The 19,069-nt window shown below is 71.6% G+C and carries 20 protein-coding genes and 1 tRNA gene; 9 read left to right on the forward strand and 12 right to left on the reverse strand.

The window, feature by feature from the left end; all coding sequences use genetic code 11:
• The 3 genes from Q7P21_RS07155 to Q7P21_RS07165 all read right to left on the reverse strand — a co-directional run.
• A partial coding sequence (locus tag Q7P21_RS07155; RefSeq protein ID WP_304176424.1) for a CHASE2 domain-containing protein occupies window positions 1-2,092 on the reverse strand: 2,092 nt, incomplete at its 3' end.
• Window positions 2,093-2,096: 4 nt separating this feature from the next.
• Window positions 2,097-3,464, reverse strand: a complete 1,368-nt coding sequence (locus Q7P21_RS07160) for a FecR domain-containing protein (RefSeq protein WP_304176426.1) — start codon at window positions 3,462-3,464, stop codon at window positions 2,097-2,099.
• Complete coding sequence (locus Q7P21_RS07165) at window positions 3,461-4,168, reverse strand: response regulator transcription factor (RefSeq protein WP_304163902.1); 708 nt, start codon at window positions 4,166-4,168, stop codon at window positions 3,461-3,463. Before Q7P21_RS07165 ends, Q7P21_RS07160 begins: the two co-directional genes overlap by 4 nt.
• A gap of 265 nt (window positions 4,169-4,433) precedes the next feature.
• Between Q7P21_RS07165 and Q7P21_RS07170 the strand changes: the two genes are divergently transcribed.
• Window positions 4,434-4,898 (forward strand): hypothetical protein, encoded by a 465-nt coding sequence (locus Q7P21_RS07170; protein ID WP_304163900.1) that lies wholly within the window; start codon window positions 4,434-4,436, stop codon window positions 4,896-4,898.
• 74 nt (window positions 4,899-4,972) lie between these two features.
• Here Q7P21_RS07170 and Q7P21_RS07175 read toward each other — a convergent pair whose 3' ends face one another.
• From Q7P21_RS07175 to hemC, 6 genes are all read right to left on the reverse strand, one after another.
• On the reverse strand, window positions 4,973-5,380 hold the full coding sequence (locus Q7P21_RS07175) for a surface-adhesin E family protein (protein ID WP_304176428.1): 408 nt from the start codon (window positions 5,378-5,380) through the stop codon (window positions 4,973-4,975).
• Window positions 5,381-5,534: 154 nt separating this feature from the next.
• Window positions 5,535-5,610: transfer RNA gene (locus tag Q7P21_RS07180), tRNA-Thr, on the reverse strand.
• A gap of 29 nt (window positions 5,611-5,639) precedes the next feature.
• The gene (locus tag Q7P21_RS07185; protein WP_304163896.1) at window positions 5,640-7,166 is read right to left on the reverse strand and encodes a heme biosynthesis protein HemY; all 1,527 of its coding nucleotides are present in this window, start codon (window positions 7,164-7,166) and stop codon (window positions 5,640-5,642) included.
• Window positions 7,163-8,038: a COG4223 family protein gene (locus Q7P21_RS07190; protein WP_304163895.1), complete on the reverse strand. Its 876-nt coding sequence runs from the start codon at window positions 8,036-8,038 to the stop codon at window positions 7,163-7,165. The genes Q7P21_RS07185 and Q7P21_RS07190 overlap by 4 nt, the downstream gene beginning before the upstream one ends.
• 84 nt (window positions 8,039-8,122) lie before the next feature.
• Window positions 8,123-8,824: a uroporphyrinogen-III synthase gene (locus Q7P21_RS07195; RefSeq protein ID WP_304163893.1), complete on the reverse strand. Its 702-nt coding sequence runs from the start codon at window positions 8,822-8,824 to the stop codon at window positions 8,123-8,125.
• A 103-nt stretch (window positions 8,825-8,927) separates the two neighbouring features.
• Window positions 8,928-9,902, reverse strand: coding sequence for a hydroxymethylbilane synthase (gene hemC / locus Q7P21_RS07200; RefSeq protein WP_304176430.1), 975 nt, complete (start codon window positions 9,900-9,902; stop codon window positions 8,928-8,930).
• Between the two features lie 29 nt (window positions 9,903-9,931).
• On the opposite strand from hemC, the gene tsaD reads away from it, so the two are divergent.
• The 6 genes from tsaD to Q7P21_RS07230 all read left to right on the forward strand — a co-directional run bounded on the left by tsaD (window position 9,932) and on the right by Q7P21_RS07230 (window position 15,040).
• Window positions 9,932-11,065: a tRNA (adenosine(37)-N6)-threonylcarbamoyltransferase complex transferase subunit TsaD gene (gene tsaD / locus Q7P21_RS07205; RefSeq protein WP_304176432.1), complete on the forward strand. Its 1,134-nt coding sequence runs from the start codon at window positions 9,932-9,934 to the stop codon at window positions 11,063-11,065.
• Window positions 11,062-12,051, forward strand: coding sequence for an NAD(P)H-dependent glycerol-3-phosphate dehydrogenase (locus tag Q7P21_RS07210; protein WP_304163888.1), 990 nt, complete (start codon window positions 11,062-11,064; stop codon window positions 12,049-12,051). The genes tsaD and Q7P21_RS07210 overlap by 4 nt, the downstream gene beginning before the upstream one ends.
• A gap of 157 nt (window positions 12,052-12,208) precedes the next feature.
• Window positions 12,209-12,496 (forward strand): YciI family protein, encoded by a 288-nt coding sequence (locus Q7P21_RS07215; RefSeq protein ID WP_304163887.1) that lies wholly within the window; start codon window positions 12,209-12,211, stop codon window positions 12,494-12,496.
• A complete protein-coding gene (locus Q7P21_RS07220) occupies window positions 12,493-12,867 on the forward strand; it encodes a Rieske (2Fe-2S) protein (protein WP_304176434.1) in 375 nt (124 codons plus the stop codon). The genes Q7P21_RS07215 and Q7P21_RS07220 overlap by 4 nt, the downstream gene beginning before the upstream one ends.
• Before the next feature lie 54 nt (window positions 12,868-12,921).
• Window positions 12,922-13,638, forward strand: a complete 717-nt coding sequence (locus Q7P21_RS07225) for a class I SAM-dependent methyltransferase (protein ID WP_304163885.1) — start codon at window positions 12,922-12,924, stop codon at window positions 13,636-13,638.
• Between the two features lie 292 nt (window positions 13,639-13,930).
• On the forward strand, window positions 13,931-15,040 hold the full coding sequence (locus Q7P21_RS07230) for a cell wall hydrolase (RefSeq protein WP_304176436.1): 1,110 nt from the start codon (window positions 13,931-13,933) through the stop codon (window positions 15,038-15,040).
• A gap of 6 nt (window positions 15,041-15,046) precedes the next feature.
• Here the strand turns inward: Q7P21_RS07230 and Q7P21_RS07235 are convergent, their stop codons facing one another.
• Window positions 15,047-15,796 carry a creatininase family protein gene (locus tag Q7P21_RS07235; RefSeq protein ID WP_304163882.1) on the reverse strand — a complete coding sequence of 250 codons (750 nt, stop codon included), beginning with the start codon at window positions 15,794-15,796 and terminating at the stop codon, window positions 15,047-15,049.
• 42 nt (window positions 15,797-15,838) lie between these two features.
• The gene (locus Q7P21_RS07240; protein ID WP_304163879.1) at window positions 15,839-16,447 is read right to left on the reverse strand and encodes a TetR/AcrR family transcriptional regulator; all 609 of its coding nucleotides are present in this window, start codon (window positions 16,445-16,447) and stop codon (window positions 15,839-15,841) included.
• Window positions 16,448-16,524: 77 nt separating this feature from the next.
• On the opposite strand from Q7P21_RS07240, the gene Q7P21_RS07245 reads away from it, so the two are divergent.
• A complete protein-coding gene (locus Q7P21_RS07245) occupies window positions 16,525-16,866 on the forward strand; it encodes a darcynin family protein (RefSeq protein WP_304163878.1) in 342 nt (113 codons plus the stop codon).
• On the opposite strand, the gene Q7P21_RS07250 is transcribed toward Q7P21_RS07245, so the two are convergent.
• Window positions 16,848-18,236, reverse strand: coding sequence for a cytochrome P450 (locus Q7P21_RS07250; RefSeq protein ID WP_304163877.1), 1,389 nt, complete (start codon window positions 18,234-18,236; stop codon window positions 16,848-16,850). The two genes, Q7P21_RS07245 and Q7P21_RS07250, sit on opposite strands and share 19 nt — an antisense overlap.
• Before the next feature lie 172 nt (window positions 18,237-18,408).
• On the opposite strand from Q7P21_RS07250, the gene Q7P21_RS07255 reads away from it, so the two are divergent.
• Window positions 18,409-19,035 carry a TetR/AcrR family transcriptional regulator C-terminal domain-containing protein gene (locus tag Q7P21_RS07255; protein ID WP_304163876.1) on the forward strand — a complete coding sequence of 209 codons (627 nt, stop codon included), beginning with the start codon at window positions 18,409-18,411 and terminating at the stop codon, window positions 19,033-19,035.
• Window positions 19,036-19,069: the final 34 nt, after the last annotated feature.

Below are 19,069 nucleotides of genomic sequence, written 5' to 3' on the forward strand. Positions count from 1 at the left end.
CGTCCCCGAAGCGTTTGAAGGGCTCGAACAGCGAAGCCTTGTCCTCTGCGCTCAGGCCGGGGCCCTCGTCGGCGATCTTCAGGACCCAGAAGCCCGCGCGCGCGCCGCGGCCGCGGGCCAGGGTGCAGGTGATCCGCCCGCCCTGGGGACTGAACTTGACGGCGTTGCCGAGCAGATTGCCCACCGCCCGCGCGGTCAGGGCCGCGTCGCCCAGCACGATCACGCTCTCCGGCGCCTTGGTCTCGACGCTCAAGCCCTTGGCCCGCCACTGCGGCCACAGGTCGTCGACGGCCTGGATCAGCAGGTCGGCCAGATCGAACTCCGCGGGCCGCAGGGCGGAGGATTCCGCCCGGGCCAGCTGCACGAAGCCGTCGGCCAGGGCCAGGGTGCGCCGGGCATAGCCGGCGATGCGCGCCGACAGGGCCTCGGGCCCGCCGGCCTGACGCGGATTGTCGAGCAGGGCCAGGATCGAGCTCTGCGGCGAGCGCATGTCGTGGGTCAGGAGCTGCAGGGCCTGCTCGCGCTGGCGGTGGGCGGATTCCAGGGCGGTGACATCGGCGAAGCGCAGGATGCGGCCGGCCGCCTCGCCCGGGGCGGCCTGACGCAGGGCGATCCCCACCTGCAGGGTTCGGCCGTCGGAGAGCCGCAGCTCGCGACCGTCCGAGGCCAGGGCCTGAGGAATGGGCTCGAGGTCGGCGAGCGGCAGGGTGTCGGCCAGGTCCGGCCAGGACCGGCCCTCCAGAGGACCCGCCGCCGCGAACAGGGTCCGGGCCGCGGCATTGGCCATCTCCACCCGGTCATGGGCGTCCAGCACCAGGGTGGCGTCGGGCAGGGCGGTGAGGGCGTCGGCGGCGAAGCGGCGCAGGGCGCTCATCCGGTCGATGGCCTGTTCCAGCAGCCAGGCTTGGCGACCGACCAGATCGGCGGCGGGGGCCGGATCGGCGGCGGCGGGCCCCATGGCGGGATCTGCGGCCAGGCGATCGATCTCCGCGCCCAGGAAGGCGCTGGCCGCCGCCAGCCTGCGCCAGCCCCACAGGGGGTAGACCAGGACCAGCCCCGCCAGGGCCGGGACCGGCGGCAGCCAGACGCGCAGGGTCATGAGCAGTCCGGCGCTGACGCCCAGCACCAGCAGGCCGATCACCCCGCCCGCCGCCATGGCCGCCCGGGGCGCCAGTCGCAGCACGCAGACCAGCAGGGCCAGGAGGGCGCCGAGCGCGAACAGGGCGGCGGCCCAGGCCGGGAGCGGGCGGATCTCGCGGCCCTGCAGCAGGGCGCTGACCACATTGGCCTGGAACTCCACCCCCGACAGGTCGGCGCCATGGCCGCTGACCGGAGTGGGGAAGCGGTCGCCCATGCCGGCGGCCGTCGCGCCGACCAGGACGATGCGGCCCCTGAAGGCCTGGGGCGGGACCTCGCCGCGCAGGACGCTGGCGAAGGCGATGGTCGGGAAGGATCCGGGCGGTCCGGCGAAGGGAACCAGGAGGGCGTCCGGCGGCGACGGAGCGTGCGGATCGATCAGCCGGAACCCCTTGAGGGCCAGGTGGTCGATCCAGTGGCCCGGCCCCCCGTCGCGCAGATGCACCCGACGCAGCAGGCCGTCGGCGTCATAGCGCACATTGACCTGGCCCAGTCCCGCCGCCGCCCGGGCCAGGGCCGGGGTCGGCGGGGTCACGGCGAAGGCCGCGCCATCGGGCCCCGGCGCCTGGGTCAGGACCGGCAGGACAGTGGGAACCTTGGCCATGGCCGCCGCCAGGGCCGCGTCCTGGTCCGAGGGCTCCAGGAACAGCACGTCATAGATCACCGCCTTGGGGCCGGCCTGGGCCAGCACCTCCAGCAGGCGGGCATGGGCGTCGCGGCCCCAAGGCCAGCGGCCGATCTCCGCCAGGCTGCGGTCGTCAATGGCCACGATCACCACCCGGGGGTCGGGCTTCAGCGGGGCCAGGGCCATCAGCCGGTCATAGACCAGGTTGTCCGCCCGGGCGAACAGGCCGGTGAGGGCGCAGCCGGCCACGATCAGCGAGGCCGTGGCGGCGACCACCAGCCATTCGCGCATCAGCCGCGACCGTGGTCCCCCGCCGGGTCGCCTCGCCATGGCGCTATTCGCCGATCTGCAGGTCCTGCAGCGCGCCGGCCTTCACACTGGGCGGTTGGCCCGGCTTGAATCGGGTCGCCACGACGCGCCAGTGATAGGCCCCGGGCGGCAGGTCGGTGACCGACAGCTCCGGCTCGGTCAGGCCGGGCACGTCGACCAGGGGCGTGGTCTCGGCGCCGCGGAACAGCTGCAGCTCATAGAGCCTTTGGCCGGACCCCGCCGCGCTCCAGCGGAACTTGAAGCGGCGGATCTTGCCGGTCTTGTCCTGGGCCGGCGCCCCGGCGTCCAGGGTGTTGAGATCGCGCTCGAAGCCATAGTCGCGGGGCAGGCCCTCCAGGCCGTCGGCGTCGATGGCCGTGGCGCGGACGAAGAAGGTTCCGTCCGGCACGCCGGCGAAGCTGGCGGCGGGGGCGGGAACCACGGTCTCGGTGAACACGTCGACGAAGCCGGCGTCATTGGCCAGTTGCAGGTGATAGGCGCCGGCTCCGGCCACCGGCTCGACGGCGAAGGCGACCTGCGGGTCTTCCTGCGTGCGGCCGCCGCGCACCAGGGTCGGGGCGGGCAGCAGGGGCTTGGGCGGGGCGACGCCGGCGGCGCTGGCCCGGGCGCCGAACCCGGCGGGGACCGGCGTCTCGGCCGGCGGGCCAGCGGTCGGGGCCAGGCCCACCACGCCCTTGATGACCTCGGCCGCGGCGCTGGCCCGGGCGGGGTCGAAAGCGACGCGGTACTCGGTGCCGCGCACGGCGGCGACCGACAGGGGGGTGCGGATCAGGAACTGGGAGTCCGGGGTCGGCAGGGGCGAGACCGAGGCGGTTCCCTTGCCCAGCGTCAGCTCGAAGTCGCGGCGCAGGCCGCCGGTCAGCAGCACCTGGCGCAGGCGGGCGATCTTCAATGTGGAGTTGGACGGCAGGCTGACCCGGGACTCGTCGGGCAGGTCCAGGGTGGCGAAGGCGTTGGGGCCGGTGGCGATCTGGTCGCCCTCGGCCAGGGCCAGGCCGCGGGTCGCGGCGACGGCCCGCCCGGCCCGGGTGATGGTGACCGCGCCGCTATAGGCGCCCAGCTGGGCGGCGATCACCTCGGTCTTCAAGAGCGGATAGGGAATGGTCAGGGTCGAGCCGGGGCGCAGGTGGCGGGGCTCGGGCACCTTGTTCAGGCTTTGCAGGGTGCGGTAGTCGCCGACCTTGACCAGGTAGCGGCTGGACAGCCCGATCAGGGTGTCGCCCGGCTTGACCAGATAGCGGACCGGCGCGTCGGCGGGCGCCGCCGTCGCAGCGGGCGCGGGCGGCGTCCTGCCCTGGGCGTGGGTCAGGCCGGGGGCCGCCAGGGCGGCGGCGAGAGCGAGGATCACACCGATGTCGGTCGCGCGCGTCATGCGATGTCCCCCTCCAGCCCCAGGCTCGGCTCTAGGCGATAGCCGAAACCATAGATGGTCACGAGCCGAAAGCCATTTTCCGGGCGAAGTTCCAGCTTGTTGCGCAGCCGCGAGAGGTGCGCGTCCAGGGTGCGGGTCTCCAGATCCGGATTTCGCCCCCAGACGGTCTCCAGCAGATAGTCCCGCGACAGGGCCCGGGCCCCGCTGCGGAACAGGGCCAGGGCCAGCTGCAGCTCCTTGGCGGTGAGCTCGCGCGGGACCCCGTCCAGGAAGATCGCCGGGACGCCCGGACGGTGCTCATAGCGCCCAAACTGTTCCGGCCCGGCTTCGCGCCCGGCGTTCGGGAAGCTGCGGCGCAGCAGGGCGGCGACCCGGGCCTCCAGCACGGCCGGCTGGATCGGCTTGACCACATAGTCGTCGGCCCCGGCCCCCAGGCCCCGGACGATATCGGCCTCCTCCGAGCGGCTGGTGATCAACAGCACCGGCGGCGGAGAGGCGATCAGCTTCAGCTGCGCCAGCACCGCCATGCCGTCGAGGCCCGGCATGTTCCAGTCCAGCAGCAGCAGGTCGAAGGTCTGGCGGCGCAGGTCGCGCAGGGCCGCTTCACCGCGCTCGAACAACACGGGGTCGTGGCCGGCGCGCGACAGCACCTCGGCGATCAGCTCGTTGTGGGCCGGATCATCGTCGAGCACGGCGATCTTCATCGGGCGGGGAAACCCTTCAATCGAAAGCGGCACTATAGGCCAAGGCCCGGTGATTGGGCGACAGCTTCGCTGTCGAGATCGCGCGTGGCAGGCGAAACGCCGGGACCGGAGGCGCCAGGCTGTCCGCAGCCTCAAGTGGTGATTTTACAATTGTTTACACCCTGCCCCGGTGACGGCTGAGCCCTCCCGGCCCTACAACAACACCCAATTCGGGGCAGTGATCCTTCCCAACCCTTTGGATCAGCAACCCCTTGAGGGGACGGGCATGCAGATTGATCTCGTGGAACTTGAGCGCGCTCCGCCCGGCGCCCTGATGGCCGCCACCGTGGCGGTGGAGGGCTTTTGCCTGCGGCGCGCCGAGACCGTGGCCGTGACCCACAATCTGGGCCCGACCTCGGCCCTGATCTTCCGGACCCTGTGCGTCGCGGCCCTGGCCTCCAATGGCGGCCCGGCGGACATGGACGACGACACCCCCCTGCGCTGGGTGTCACGCACGGCGCTGGCGGAATCCTGCAATCTTCCCCGCGAGACCGTGCGGCGCAAATGCGAGCGGCTGGTGCGGGCCGGGTTGATCGAGGGCGACCGGGTGCGCGGCGTGACCCCGTCGCGCCCGGCCCTGGCCGCCGGTCTGGGGCCGGACAGCCACGACACCCTGATCCGCGACCTGCGCCTGCTGATCGAGGCCCTGGAGCGCCTCAGCGTGCTCGGGGTGACGCGGGAAGCCGCCTAGGGTCCTAGTTCTTCTTCAGCCGACGCTGATCCAGCCCTGGGCCAGGGTCGCGGGGGTGACGCCCCGGCGGTCGCCTATCTGCAGACCGTGGCCTGCAGCACGGCGGCCGGCGAGCCGCTGGCGATGGCGATCATCCCGTGGACCTCGCTGGCGGTGTAGAGCTGGGCGCCGCTGGCGTCATATCCGGTGTTCTTCAGGTCGGAATACTGGTGAGTCGCGCAGTCGATCCCCATCCGCTCAACCATGATCGCCGGCTGAAAGGTCTTGCCGTCCGGGGTCTGGAAGCCGACGCCGGAATTGTTCTTGATCTGGATCGTCGCGGCCGTGATCCCGTTGGCCTGGCTGACGGTGGCCGGGTCATAGGAGATCACCCCGCCCGCGCCGCTGCCGATCTCCTTCCAGAGATAGACCTGGGCCTGGGCGGTTGCGGCGCCGAGGACGGCGACCGTCCCGGACAGAATCAAGCATTTGAAAATATTCATGAACCCGCCTTGTCCTCGTTGGAGGCGCGAGCCTATCGGCTGAAGGGCCGCGTGCAATGACCGGCCAACCTAGATTGGGCGCGCGACCCCAAGCCGGGGCGGGCAGGCGGCCACGACCCCGGTGGGCTATTCCATTCACATCAAAGGGAAGAAATGGTGCCGCCTAGGTGACTCGAACACCTGACCCCCGCATTACGAATGCGGTGCTCTACCGGCTGAGCTAAGGCGGCCCGACGGGGGTGGCCCCCCGCGAGGGCGCCTATTTAGCGACTCTCGGCGCGCTCGCCAAGCGTCGTCGGGTCGCGGGGCGTCTTTGGCTGGGTCGAGGGCTTGGCGGGGGTGGCGGTTCGTCGTCTTCGTAGTGGCCTTCGTCGATCGGATAGGGCGCCTGGGCGCCCCCGTCGGCGGCCAGCAGCGGGGCCGGATCGGCATAGGAGATCGGCAGTTCCGGCAGCTCGCTCATCACCCGTTCGCGGCGCTCATGGCGCGGATGGATCAGCTCGCCGGTCTCCGCGAAGCTGGTGACCAGCCGGGCCCAGTCGCCGGGCTGATAGGCGAAGGCGCGGCCCTCGGGGTCGAGATCGGACCAGTCGGGCTCCCGGGGGGCCGAGACGCCCCGCGCCATCCAGACCCGGGCCTCGTCGGGGCGGCCGCCGGCAAAGGCGACCCGGGCCATCAGGCCGGCGATGCGGGCGGTGACCGGTTCGGCCTCCAGGGCGCGGGCGGCCTCGGCGGCGCGGACGGGATCGCCGCCGGTCAGGGCGGCTTCCACCGCCAGGATGCGGCTTTCCCGGGCCGTCGGGTTGAGGGCGGCCAGGTCGCCCAGACGCTCCGCCCTCTGGGGCGGGGTCTCGCTGGTCTTCAGGTCGCGATAGGCCAGCCAGAGCGCCGGGTGCGGGGCGACCTTCCAGGCCGCCTCGATGGCCTGGGCGCCCCGTGTCGGCTTGCCCTGGGCGGCCAGCAGCCGGGCGGCCATCACCACGCCGGGCGCGAAGCCCGGCTGCAGCTTGGCGGCCTCGGCGGCGAAATCGGCGGCCTGGGCCCGGGCCTTGGCCTCCGGCGCGGTCTCCAGTCCGGCGGCGGAGGCGGCCAGCAGGGCGGCGCGGCCACGTTCGGCGACGATGGGCGAGACGATCTTGCGGTCCAGTGCGCCCTTGACCAGGTCGCGGGCGGCGTCCCAGTCGCCCTCGGCCAGCTTGGCCTCCAAGAGGGCGCGCCAGGCCCAGCGGGCGGTGCGCGCCTGGCCATAGGCCTGCTCGGCGTGGCGCAGGGCGGTGGCCCGGTCCCCCTGGGCCTGGGCCAATTGCATCAGGCCCTTGTGTCCGGCCAGCCGCATCTCGGGGAAGCCCAGCATGGCGGAATAGGCGGCCTGGGCGGCGATGGTGTCACCGGCGGCCTCGGCGGCCTGGGCGGCCAGCACCCGGACCAGGCCCGGGGCGTCCTCGGCCAGGTCGGCGGCCTTGGCGGCCAGGCGCCGGGCCTCGATCCCGTCCCCGGCGGCCACCGCCAGGAAGCCCCGGGTCAGCACCTCCCCGGCCTGGCGGCGACGGGTCTCGGCCCGGGCCCGCTCGGCCCGACGCGGGGCCTCGATCACCCACAGCAGCAGGCGCCAGAACACCAGGGCCGCCAGGGCGCCGATCAGGGTGATCAGGGCCAGGGCGGCGGCGGTCAGGTCGGCGCGCCAACCCATCCAGACGATGCTGGCGTGGCCCGCCTCTCCGGCCAGGGCCAGGACGGCGACGCTGATCGCCAGGACCAGGACGACGGCGAGGGCGGCGCGGATCATGCGCCCCCCCGGGCCATGCGGGCCAGGTCCTCGAGAGCGTCGGCGCGGACGGCGGCCACCCTTCGGTCGATCTCTGCGCGGCGCTCGGCCCGGGCGCGCCAGGGGGCCATGGCGTCACGGCCGGCCTGGGGCAGGGTGTCGAGCATCCGCAGGGCGTGGTCGATGTCGCCCTCCTGAACCATGTGCTCGGCCCTGGCCAGGGTGGCGTCGACCCCCTTGCCGGGCACGTCGCCGACCCGGCGCAGCATCACCACCTTGGACAGGGCCGCCTTGATACGGGCCCAAAGGCCGCCGCCGTCGCCCAGCCCGCGCGAGGCCGAGGCGGCGCGGGCCGCGTAGTCGGGGAAGTCCCCGGCCAGCTCGGCGCGGCTGGGCGCGCCCACCTGGGCCAGGCGGCGCAGGGCGCGCAAGTCGGTGGTGGGCGGTGAGACGGCGACCAGGGCCGCCAGCTCATCGGCGAAGGGCCGCGAACTTTGGGCGGCGTCCAGCAGGGCGGAGGCGGCCAGGGCCGCAGCGGCCTGTTCGGCGGTGCGCGACTGCTGGGCCTCCAGGGCGTCGAGCCGCTGGGCCAGGCGCTCGACCTCGGCGGAGGACGGCGCGGCGTCGGCGGGAACCGGGCGTTCGACGGGCAGGGGGCCGGCGGCCTGGCTGAGGGCGGCGGGCTCGTCGCCAGCGACGGGGGCCTCGATGGCCGGCTTGGGCGCGGTGACGAACAGCCGGGGTCCGAAGCGCCAGAGCCCCAAAAGCGCGGCCACCACCATCAGGGAGACGGCGATGCCGGCCCAGAACCCCCGGCCGATCAGGCGCTGGCGGCCATATTCGGCCGGGTCGCGGGGCGCGAGCAGTTCGGCGGGATCGGGCTGGGCGCTCATGAGGGCCGATCTTTCTGGCGAGCCGGTCGTCTTTGTCGTCTTGTTTGAAGTCTGGGCCGGGCGTCTGGGATGGATGCGGAAGCCCTAGTCCGGCGTCCGGTCTATCAGATTTAGCAGCGCCGCTTCGAGAGGGAAGGGGGCGAAGGCCTTGTGAGCGATCTTGGCGCGCGCCAGGGGCCTCATCACCGCCTGGGACAGGCCCAGGACCTTGAGGTCGGGCATGGGGTGGGTCTTCAGGAGCTCGACCAGGGCCTCGGCCGCCTTGGGCGAATGGAGCAACGCCACCTCGACGCCGTCCAGGCCCGCCCGCTGCTCGGCGGTGAAGCTCACCGGGGCGGTGTCATAAAGCACCAGGCTGCGGGCCTCGACGCCCTGGTCCTTCAGCAGGCCGACCAGGTCGCCGGCCGGCTCCGCCGCCCCGGGATGCAGCACCACCCCGTGGATTTCCCTCTGGCGACCGACAATGCCCTCGGCCAGGGCTTCGACATCGCCGTCGGCCGACAGCACCTTGCGGAACCCCACCGCCTTGGCGGCCGCCGCAGTGGCCGCGCCCACGGCGAAGATCTTGAGGTCACGGGCCGGGGACAGTTCGGCGAAGGCCCGCACCCCATTGGCGCTGGTGAAGGCCAGGGCCCCGATATCGGTCAGGTCGACCTCGGCGCCGGCCACCGGCTGGACGCTCAGCAGGGGCGCGACCAGGGCCTCATGGCCCAGGGCCTTGACGCGGCTGGCGGTGGCGTCGGCCCCGGGTTGGGCCCGGGTTATCCAGATCTTGCGGCCAGGCACGGTGATGTCCGAAACTCATTATGGGCAGGGGCGACCCTGGCCCCTGGAAGCGGCCAAATCAACCGGTGAAGCTTGGCGGCGGTCCGCCTCAGTCTGGTCCGTCTCAGTCTGGCCGGGCGCCATCGGGCAGGGCGATCAGGTCGCCGCCCTCCGCCAGGATGGCGCGGCCGAGGTCGAGGCCCAGCGCCCGGGCGACGGCCTCGCGGTCGACGCCGGCGGCGAAGCCCACCTCACCCTCGCGGCGGAACCGGTGGCGGCCGTCCGGCGACAGGGCCTCGACGATCAGGTGGAGCGAGGTCTCGCCCAGGCGGGCATGGGCGCCGATGGCGGTCTTGCACGAGCCTTCCAGGGCCGATAGCGCGCCGCGCTCGGCGGCGATGGCGATGATCGTCGGCTCATGGCGCAGGGCGCTGAGCCAGGCCTGGTCGCGGTCGCCAGCACGGGTCTGGATCGCCAGGGCGCCCTGTCCGGGGGCCGGGGGGGCGACGACCGGATCGATCAGGCTCTTGGGCAGATGGCCCAGGCCCAGGCGCTTCAGGCCCGACAGGGCCAACAATATGGCGTCGGCGTCACCGGCCTGCAGCTTGGCCAACCGGGTGTCGACATTGCCGCGCAGCATCTGGACGTCGAGGTCGGGGCGGCGGTGCAGGCTCTGGGCCTGGCGTCTCAGGGAGGCGGTGCCGAGGACGGCGCCCTGGGGCAGGTCCTCCAGCCGCTCAGCCTTGAAGCTGAGGAAGGCGTCGCGGGGATCCTCGCGCTCTGGGATGGCGGCCAGGACCAGCCCCTCGGGGCATTCGGCCGGCATGTCCTTCAGCGAATGGATGGCGCAATCGATGCGGCCCTCCAGCAGGGCCTCCTCGATCTCCTTGGTGAACAGGCCCTTGCCGCCGATCTCCAGCAGGCGGCGATCCTGCACCCGGTCGCCGGTGGTGGTGATGATGATCAGCGGCGCGACGCGCTCGGCGTCCTCCGGCGGAGCGCCCAGGGCGGCGGCGATACGGCGCTGCATCTGGCCCGCCTGGGCGAGCGACAGCTTGGACCCTCGGGCCCCGATCCGGACAAGCGGTTGCGTGGGCACGGCGGGACGGCTACCTCGGCGGAAGTTCAATGACGTCCCGCCTGCTACAGGACGGGACCGGAAGCCGCAACCGGATGACCGACCTCACCCTCCTGGGCCTGGAGACCAGCTGTGACGAAACCGCCGCCTCGGTGGTGCGTCGCCATGCCGATGGCCGGGTCGAGGTGCTGTCCTCGATCGTCGGCTCGCAGATCGCCGCCCACGCCCCCTATGGCGGTGTGGTGCCGGAGATCGCGGCGCGGGCGCATGTGGAATCCATCGACGGCATCACCGTGCAGGCGATGGCGGCGGCCGGCGTCACCTATGACGATCTCGACGGGGTGGCGGCCACCGCCGGCCCCGGCCTGGTCGGCGGGGTGATGGTGGGCCTGGCCTTCGGCAAGGCCGTGGCCCTGGCGCGCGGCCTGCCGCTGGTCGCGGTCAATCACCTGGAGGGCCATGCGGTCTCCGCCCGGCTGGCGGCGGACATTCCCTATCCCTTCCTGCTCCTGCTGGTGTCTGGCGGCCATTGCCAGCTGCTGGCGGTGGAGGGGATCGGCGCCTGCAGGCGGCTGGGCACGACCATTGACGACGCGGCGGGCGAGGCCTTCGACAAGATCGCCAAGAGCCTGGGCCTGCCCTATCCCGGCGGCCCGGCCCTGGAGCAGCTGGCGAAAAGCGGAGATCCGGCGGGCTACACCCTGCCCCGCGCCCTGCTGGGCCGCGACGGCTGCGACTTCTCCTTCTCCGGCCTGAAGACCGCCGCCGCCCGCCTGGCCGAGACCGTGACCACCGAGGTCCAGCGCGCCAATCTGGCCGCCGCCGTCCAGGTCGCCATCGCGCGGCAGCTGTCGGAGCGCACCGACCGGGCCATGGCCGCCTATGCCCTGGCCCGGGGCGGGCGCGACCTGCGCTTCGTGGTGGCCGGCGGGGTGGCCGCCAATGGCGCGGTCCGCGCCGCCCTGACCCAGGTGGCGACGGCGCGTGGCTTCTCCTTCGACGCCCCGCCCTTGGCCTATTGCACCGACAACGCCGCGATGATCGCGCTCGCCGGCGCCGAGCGCCTGGCGCTGGGCCTGACCGACAGCCTGGACGCCCCGGCCCGCCCACGCTGGCCCCTGGACGCGGCGGCGGCCGCCGCCCATCCCTCCCACGCCGCCGGCCGCAAGGGCGCCAAGGCATGATCCACGCAGGCGTCATCGGCGGCGGGGCCTGGGGCACGGCCCTGGCCCAGGTCTGCGCCCGGGCCGGGCTCTATGTCACCCTGTGGGCCCGTGAGGCCGAGGTGGTGGCCGGCATCCAGGCGGCGCACGAGAACAGGCTGTTCCTGCCCGGCGTGATCCTCGACGACAGCGTGGGGGCCAGCGGCGACCTCTATGACCTGGGGACCTGCGACCTGGTGCTGGTGGTGGCGCCGGCCCAGCATCTGCGCGCCGTGCTCACCGACTTCGCCCCCTTCGTGCGCCCGGGCCTGCCCCTGGTGCTCTGCGCCAAGGGGGTGGAGCAGGGATCGCTGAAGCTGATGACCGAGGTGGCGGCAGAGGCTGTGCCCCAGGCGGCGCTCGCCGTGCTGTCGGGGCCGAGCTTCGCCGGCGAGGTGGCGCGCGGCCTGCCCACCGCCGTGACCCTGGCCTGCGCCGACGAGGCCCTGGGTCAGAGACTGGCCCAGACCCTCGCCACCCCGACCTTCCGCCCCTATCTCGCCGACGACCTGCTGGGCGCCGAGATCGGCGGGGCGGTGAAGAACGTGCTGGCCATCGCCTGCGGCATCGTCGAGGGCCGGGGCCTGGGCCGCAGCGCCCACGCCGCCCTGATCACCCGGGGCTTCGCCGAGATGACCCGCATGGCTGTGGCGCTCGGCGGGCGGGCGGAGACCGTCGCCGGCCTCTGCGGCCTGGGCGATCTCGTCCTGACCTGTTCCAGTCCGCAGTCGCGCAATATGAGCGTCGGCCTGGCGCTGGGCGCCGGAGAGACCCTGGAGGCCGCCCTGTCCGGCAAGCTGTCGGTGGCCGAGGGCGTGGCCTCGGCGCCGGCTGTCCGCGCCCTGGCCGCCAGGCTTGGTGTCGAGGCCCCGATCAGCGAGGCGGTCGCCGCCATACTGGCCGGCGAGGTCGAAGTCGACGCCGCCATCCAGGGCCTGCTGGCCCGCCCGCTCAAGAGTGAGCAGTGAATGTCGCCGTCGAAACCCTCGCCCCCTCGGGGGGAGAGGGTAGGGTGAGGGGGTCTCGCCGCTTCATCTGGTCCAAAGTCGCGCCGCCTTGCGGCGCGCCCCTCACCCCAACCCTCTCCCCGCCAGCGGGGCGAGGGGGCTAGCCAAGGAGCCGCCCATGCCGACCTTCATCCTGTTCTGCAAGGACAAGCCCAAGTCGCTTGACCTGCGCATGGCCACCCGGGAGCGACACCTGGCCTATGCCGGGACCTTCGCCAGCCAGCTGAAACTGGGCGGTCCGCTGCTGGACGAGAACGGCGACATGGCCGGCTCGGTGATGCTCTTCGAGGCCGAGGCGATCGAGGAGGCCCAGGCGTTCAGCGCCAATGACCCCTATCGCCAGGCCGGCCTGTTCGAGAGCGTCGACATCCATCCCATGCGCGTCACCCTGGGCAAGCTCGGGTGAAGAGCCCGGAGCCCGAAAATCCGGCCCGCCCGCCGCCCGGCGTGCGGCTCTGCGCGCTCGGCGAGCTGCCGAACCCTGGCTCCAGGGGATTTCGCTTCCGCCACGACCGCTACATGTTCGCCGGCTTCGTGGTGCGCCAGGGCCATGAGGTGAAGGGCTGGGTGGATTCCTGCCCGCACAATGGCTGGCCGCTCTCGGCGCTCGACGACCGCTACCTGACCCGCGAGGGCGACCGGATCATCTGCGCGGCCCATGGGGCCATGTTCCGCCCCGCCGACGGCCTCTGCGTCGCCGGGCCCTGCGCGGATGATCACCTCACCGCCTGGCCGGTGGCGGTGGTGGGCGGCGAGGTGGTCACGGGCCCGTTCTGACTCTTCCTTAACCGGGGCCGGCTAAGGCTTGCCGCGTTGAATGAGGAGATGCCCGTGGCTGACGCCCTTCGCGCGCTTGCGACCCTGAACGGCCGGTTCGCGCCCAAGTTCGCCCAGACCATGCTGGCCACGCCGCGCGCCCAGGGCGAAGCGGAAGCCTTCGCCGCCCACTGCCAGGCCAAGGGCTTTGAGTTCACCACCGACTGGGCGGACAACAATATTCCCTTCGTCGCGCCCCTGCTGCGGGACTTCGCGAAAGCTCGCGGCCAGATCCGCTATCTCGAGATCGGCGCCTATGAGGGCAAGAACCTGGCCCTGATGGACTGGCTGCTGCCGGCCCGTCTCGATGTCACGGTCATCGATCCCTGGTTCGACGAGGCCCTGAACCCGGAAGAGAAGTATCACGCCGTCGAGCCGCGCTTCCGGCGCAACGTCGCCAAGCTCAATTTCGACGGCCTGGCCACCCGCAAGGGCTTCTCGACCTATGAGCTGCCCAAGATGCTGCAGGCCGGCGACAGCTTCGACCTGATCTATGTGGACGGCTCGCATACGGCCTGGGCGGTGGGGGTCGACCTGGCGTTTTGCGCTGCGATGCTGAAAATCGGCGGCATGATGGTGCTGGACGACTATTGGCACCATGAGAGCGAGATCGGCGGTCCCGGTGTGAAACAGGCGGTCGACCGCTTCCACGGGGTGTTCCGCGAGTATTTCGAGGTCACATCCGTCTATCGGCAAGTGGCGCTGACCAAGATCTCGGAAATCCCGCGCTAAAGCCGGGTCGGTTACTGCCAAGCTCTGCTCGGGTCCCACTTTGGCGCATCTCTGGGCAGGCATGCTTCCTGCAACCCACTGAGTGCTGCGACTCCCCCGCAGTTAACGAAACGTGAAATTTCCGGTTGGCCGCGCCGCACCTTTGGGGGTACAGCATGCGGCTTCCGGTTATTGTGCGCTGCGAAGACCCCGAGGCGTTCCACCTGTGCTGAACCGCGTTAGAACCTTTTTCGCCCACCTCTCGAGGGTCGCCTGGTCTCAGGCGGCCTGGCGCCGCGACGCGATCCAGCTGGTGGGTGTCGAACTGGGATTGCTGGCGGCGCTCACCGCCAGCCTGGCCATGGCCGCCGCTCCCAGTGATCGCGGCCTCGACATCGTCAAGGCGACCCGGGGCGAGATGTCGGCCGAGGCTTTCGCCCGGCTGACCGCCGGCATGGATCCGGCGATGCTGGCGCTCGCCAGCCGCATGACGCCCGGCGGTGGACCGCAAAGCGCCGCCGAGCCCCTGCCCGGCCTGACCCCCGCCAGCCTCGACACCAGCGGCCTGCAGTCCGCGGTCCTGCGCCTGCAGGACATGACGCCGGACGAAGCCCGCGCCTGGAACGCCTCCAACCCAACCTCGACCCTGCCCAATCCGCCCGCCAAGCCCTTCCGCCTGAAGACCGGCGGCATGCTGGACGAGGCGCGCGCCATCGATTGCATGACCGCGGCCATCTATTATGAGGCCCGCTGGGAAAGCGTCGACGGCCAACGCGCCGTGGCCCAGGTGGTGCTCAACCGCATGCGCCACCCGGCCTATCCGAAGACCGTCTGCGGCGTGGTCTTCCAGGGCTCGAACCAGACCACCAGCTGCCAGTTCAGCTTCAGCTGCGACGGCTCCATGCACGGCCAGCCCAATCCGGACGTCTGGGCCCGCTGCCGCGTCGTGGCCGAGGCCGCCCTCAATGGCTATGTGATGAAGGCCGTCGGCAACGCCACCCACTATCACGCCGTCTATGTGGCCCCCTATTGGAGCCCGAACCTGGTCAAGGTCTCGACCATAGGCGCCCACATCTTCTACCGCTGGACCGGCGGCTGGGGTCAGCCCCCGGCCTTTTCCGGCCGCTATGAAGGCACCGAGCTGGCCGGCATGCAGCTGGCCTCCCTGGACAAGGTCGCGCCGAGCTCCAAGCTGGACGTGACCCCGTCTAAGGAATCCTCCGCCGACGTGTCGCCGACGATCTCCGCAGCCGATCAGGCCGGCAAGCCGGCCGACGCGCACGCGACCGCCGGCCAGGACCAGCCGCTGCTGACGACCACGGTCGCCGACGCCTCGAAGCTGCTGAAGGCTGAGGAGCTCGACTGGGCCGGCCGTCCCAAGAAGAAAGACAGCCGCCTGGCCATGCCGGGCATGCCCGAATAGGTCGTCTCAGGCCGGGGCGACCTCGGCCGAGAAGTCCGCCACATCCAGCAACAGGCCCTCGGCCGCCATCTTCACCAGTTCACCGCCCTTTTCCGGGGTGGCCAGGGCCGGGTCGGAGCCCATGCGCCCGTCGGCGTAGCGGGCCCGGAAGTCCAGGGCCTCGCGGATCGGGCCGGTGGGGGCGATCTGCGGCGCGTAGTTGGCGGTCTTGATGGCGTCGGGATAGGCCCACTGGGTGACCGCGATCTCCGAGGGCGTGGCGTGGCTGCCGTGGCCGACCGGGAACTGGCGGTTGGCCAGGGCCATGACGCCCTTGAGCTCCCACCAGTTCTTCAGCTTCATCGAGAACCCCCGACGCCGGCCGGAGAAGCTCGCCTCGGCATAGAGCTCCGAGAACGCCGCCTCGATGGTGGCGACATTGCCGCCATGGCCGTTGAGGAAATAGATCTTCTCGAAGCCGTGGCCGGCCAGGGACCGGCACCAGTCGCCGATCGCGGCGATGAAGGTCGAGGGCCGCAGCGAGATGGTGCCTGGAAAGCCCAGATGGTGCTGGGCCATGCCGATATTGAAGGTGGGCGCGACCAGGATGTCGCCGCTCTTCTGGGCCTCGGTGGCGATGATCTCCGGGCACAGCCAGTCGGTACCCAACAGGCCTGTCGGGCCATGCTGTTCATTGGAGCCGATCGGCACCACCACCGTCTTGGAGCGTGTCAGGAAGGTCTCGACCTCGGACCAGGTGGACAGGTGCAGCAGCATGGGGGCTCCGGGGCGGCGTGACGCGATGACGGTCTCACAAGCCTAGGACGCCACGGCCTCTGGCGGAAGCGACAGATAGCCGAGGATCGCCCGGGTCAGGCGCATCTCCAGGCCGGAGGTCGCGCCGCGGTCCAGGGCCGCGTCGATCAGGCCCCGGGACATGTGCAGTATGTCCAGCGCCGCCTCGCGGTCCCCCAGCCGCCGTTCGGCCAGGAAGGCGGCCAGGGCGTCGGCCACCCGCCGGTCCCGCCCCCGGGCCTCGGCCGTCAAGTTCAGCCTCTGCTCCTCCAGGTCCAGCAGGCGCGACAGCCTGGGCCGGGCCGCCTGGTGGGCCACCGCCACCCGCGCCAGGGTGAAGATCGCTCCGGCCAGTCCCAGGCGGGTGACGCCGCGCAGGGCCTCGCCGAGCGCCTGGTCGAAGGCCTGCGCCTCCCGCCGGATCAGGGCGGCCATGATCGCGTCCTTGCCGGGGAAGTACTGGTAGAGCGAGCCGACGCTGACCCCGGCGCGCCGGGCCACGGCGTTGGTGTTGAAACCCTCCAGCCCGCCCTCTTCCAGAATGCGAGCCCCGGCCTCGACCACCGCCGCCACCGTGGCCTCGGCCCGGGCCTGGCGGGGCCGTTTGCGGGGCGTGACAAGATCGGAGGTCATAGGTGGGGATGCGAGTCCGCTAGTTGAGCTTTTGCTCATATTGTTCGCCGAACAGCGATCTAACAAGGACCACGATCATGACCGCCGGCCAAGCCCCCGTTTTCACCCTGTTCATGCTGTTGAGGTCGCACCCCGACTGGCTGGCCCTGTCGCGCGCCGAGCGCGGGGCCTATGTCGCCGCCGAGGTCGCCCCGGTCCTGGCCCGCTGGCCCCAGGTGCGTTTGCGGTTCTATGACGCCGAGGCCTTCACCGGCCGCTGCACCGACGTGGCGGTGTTCGAGACCTCAGACCTCGCGGCCTACGCCTTCCTGGTCGACGGCCTGCGCGACATCGCCTTCCTGGGCCGCCCCTATTTCGAGGTGGTGGAGATCATTCCGGCCCTGGAGGACGGCTACAGGGCCTATGACGCCGTAGCTTGACGGGGCCGCAGGATCATCGGCAGGCCGCCAGCCGGGCGCATGGTCACCCGGTGGTGGATCGCCACCCTGTGGCCAGGCTTGAGCTCGAGGTGGAAGCGCTGGGCCACGGTCGCCAGGATCAACAGCGCCTCGGCGACCGCAAACTGGGCGCCGATACAGACCCGGGGCCCGCCGCTGAACGGCACATAGGCGAAGCGGGGCCGCTCGGTTCCAGGCGCAAAGCGCTCGGGATCGAACCGCTCCGGCCGGTCCCACAGGTCGCGATGGCGGTGGATGATCCAGGGCACGACGGCGACATTGGCCCCCTTGGGAATCTTCGCCCCGCAGATCTCGTCGGCTTCCACCGCCAGGCGCGAGGAGGTGCCCGGCGCCGGCGGGTAGAGCCGCATGGTCTCGTCCAGCACCATGCGGGCATAGGTCAGGTTCGGCAGGTCGGCGACCGTGGGCGTCCGCCCGCCCAGCACCCGGTCGAGCTCCTCATGCAGCCGGGCCTCGACGGCCGGATGCTGGGACAGCACGTACCAGACCCAGGCCATGGCGGCGGCGGTGGTCTCGTGGCCGGCCAGGAAGATGGTCACCACCTCGTCACGCACCTCGGCGGCGGTCATCTTCGCCCCGGTCTCGGAATCCCGGGCGGCGATCAGGCGGGCCAGCAGATCCTTGGGCGCGGCGTCGCCCAGGGCCTCGCGCTCGGCGATCATGGCGGCGATGGCGGCGTCCAGCTCGGCGAAGATCGCCCGCACCTTGCGGCTCAGGGTCTTGAACATCAGGCCCGACAGCCCCGGGACCAGGAACAGCGGATTGAACGTCAAGGTCGCCATCACCCGGGTGAGCGCAGTCTCGACGCCGCGCGCGCTCACCGCCCCGCCGGCCGAGAACATGGTCAGGCCGATGATCTCCAGGGTCAGGTCGCTCATCTCCCGCGCCACGTCGACCTCCGTTCCCGCGGGCAGGCCCGCCCAATGGTCGGTGAAGGTCTGGGCCGCGGCCGCCATCACCGGGCCGTAGGCGGCCACCGAGGGCGGGGCGAAAGCCGGGGCCATGGTGCGGCGGTGGGCCCGCCAGGTCTCGCCCTCGCTGGACAACAGGCCGTCGCCGAACGCGGCCTGGAAGAACCGTCGCTCCATCAGGGTCTTGGGATAGTTGGCGACATTGTCGAGCAGGACCCGCTTCACCCCCTCGGGGTCGGAGACGAAGACCCAGGTCCCCAGGATCGAGCGCTGGACATAGACCGGTTGCTCATAGGCCTGGACCGGAATGCCTGGGAACGGGGTCTCGGGATCCTGGCCGCTGAGCATCATGCGGGCCTTGGCCGGCGGCGGCTTGGCGCCCACCAGCAAGGGTTCGGACGCGAGGTCGATGGCCGTCATGTCAGCTCCTCCGGTCGCCGGCTGTTTAACGCCGTTAAGTGAACTTTACGCCGTTAAATGAGATTTACAACGTTAAAGGCATGGTCGAGGAACAGACATGGCCCTGCCGCTTCGTCCTCCTCGCCCGCCGCGTCCGCCCCGGCCTCCGCGCCCGCCAAGGCCGCCCTCGACCATGCGCCGGCCGCAGCTGACCCTGGAGATGGTGCTCGAGGCCGCCGCCCGGGTCCTGGAGCGTGAGGGCTATGAGGGCCTGACCATGCGCGCGGTGGCCAGCGAAATGCGGGTCCAGGCCCCGGCGCTCTATTGGTATGTCGACTCCAAGGAAGCCCTGGAGGTGGCGCTCTATGAGCATCTGATGGCCGACCTGGCCTTCGAGGTGCGGGGCGAGGACTGGCGCGAGGATATCCGCCGCATGGCCCAGCAGATGCGCGCCCACCTGCTCAGCCGCCGCGATTTCGGCCGCCTGCGGCCGCGCGGCTTCGTCGTGGGCCTCAGCTCGATGGCCCAGACCGAGATCGTGCTCGGCGTGCTGCTGGGCGCGGGCCTCGGGCCGCGCGACGCCTTCTACGCCCTGACCACCGGCTTCGATTATGTGCTCAGCTGGGCGATCGGCGAGGCCAGCATCGGCGAACGCCAGGCGCCGGCGATCAGCGAGGCCGACAAGCTCATGCTGGCCGGCGGGGCCTATCCCCATTTCACCTCGTTGATGGCGGCCTTCACCGAGCCCGGCGACGTCGACGAACAGTTCCTGTTCGGCCTGAACTGCCTGATCGCCGGCTTTGAGCGGCTGATTCCGTAAGGTCGCCTGTTGCGCCCACGGCCTTCGTCCGCAT

The sequence above is a fragment of the Phenylobacterium aquaticum genome (genome assembly GCF_947378715.1).
Lineage (GTDB): Bacteria > Pseudomonadota > Alphaproteobacteria > Caulobacterales > Caulobacteraceae > Phenylobacterium > Phenylobacterium aquaticum_A.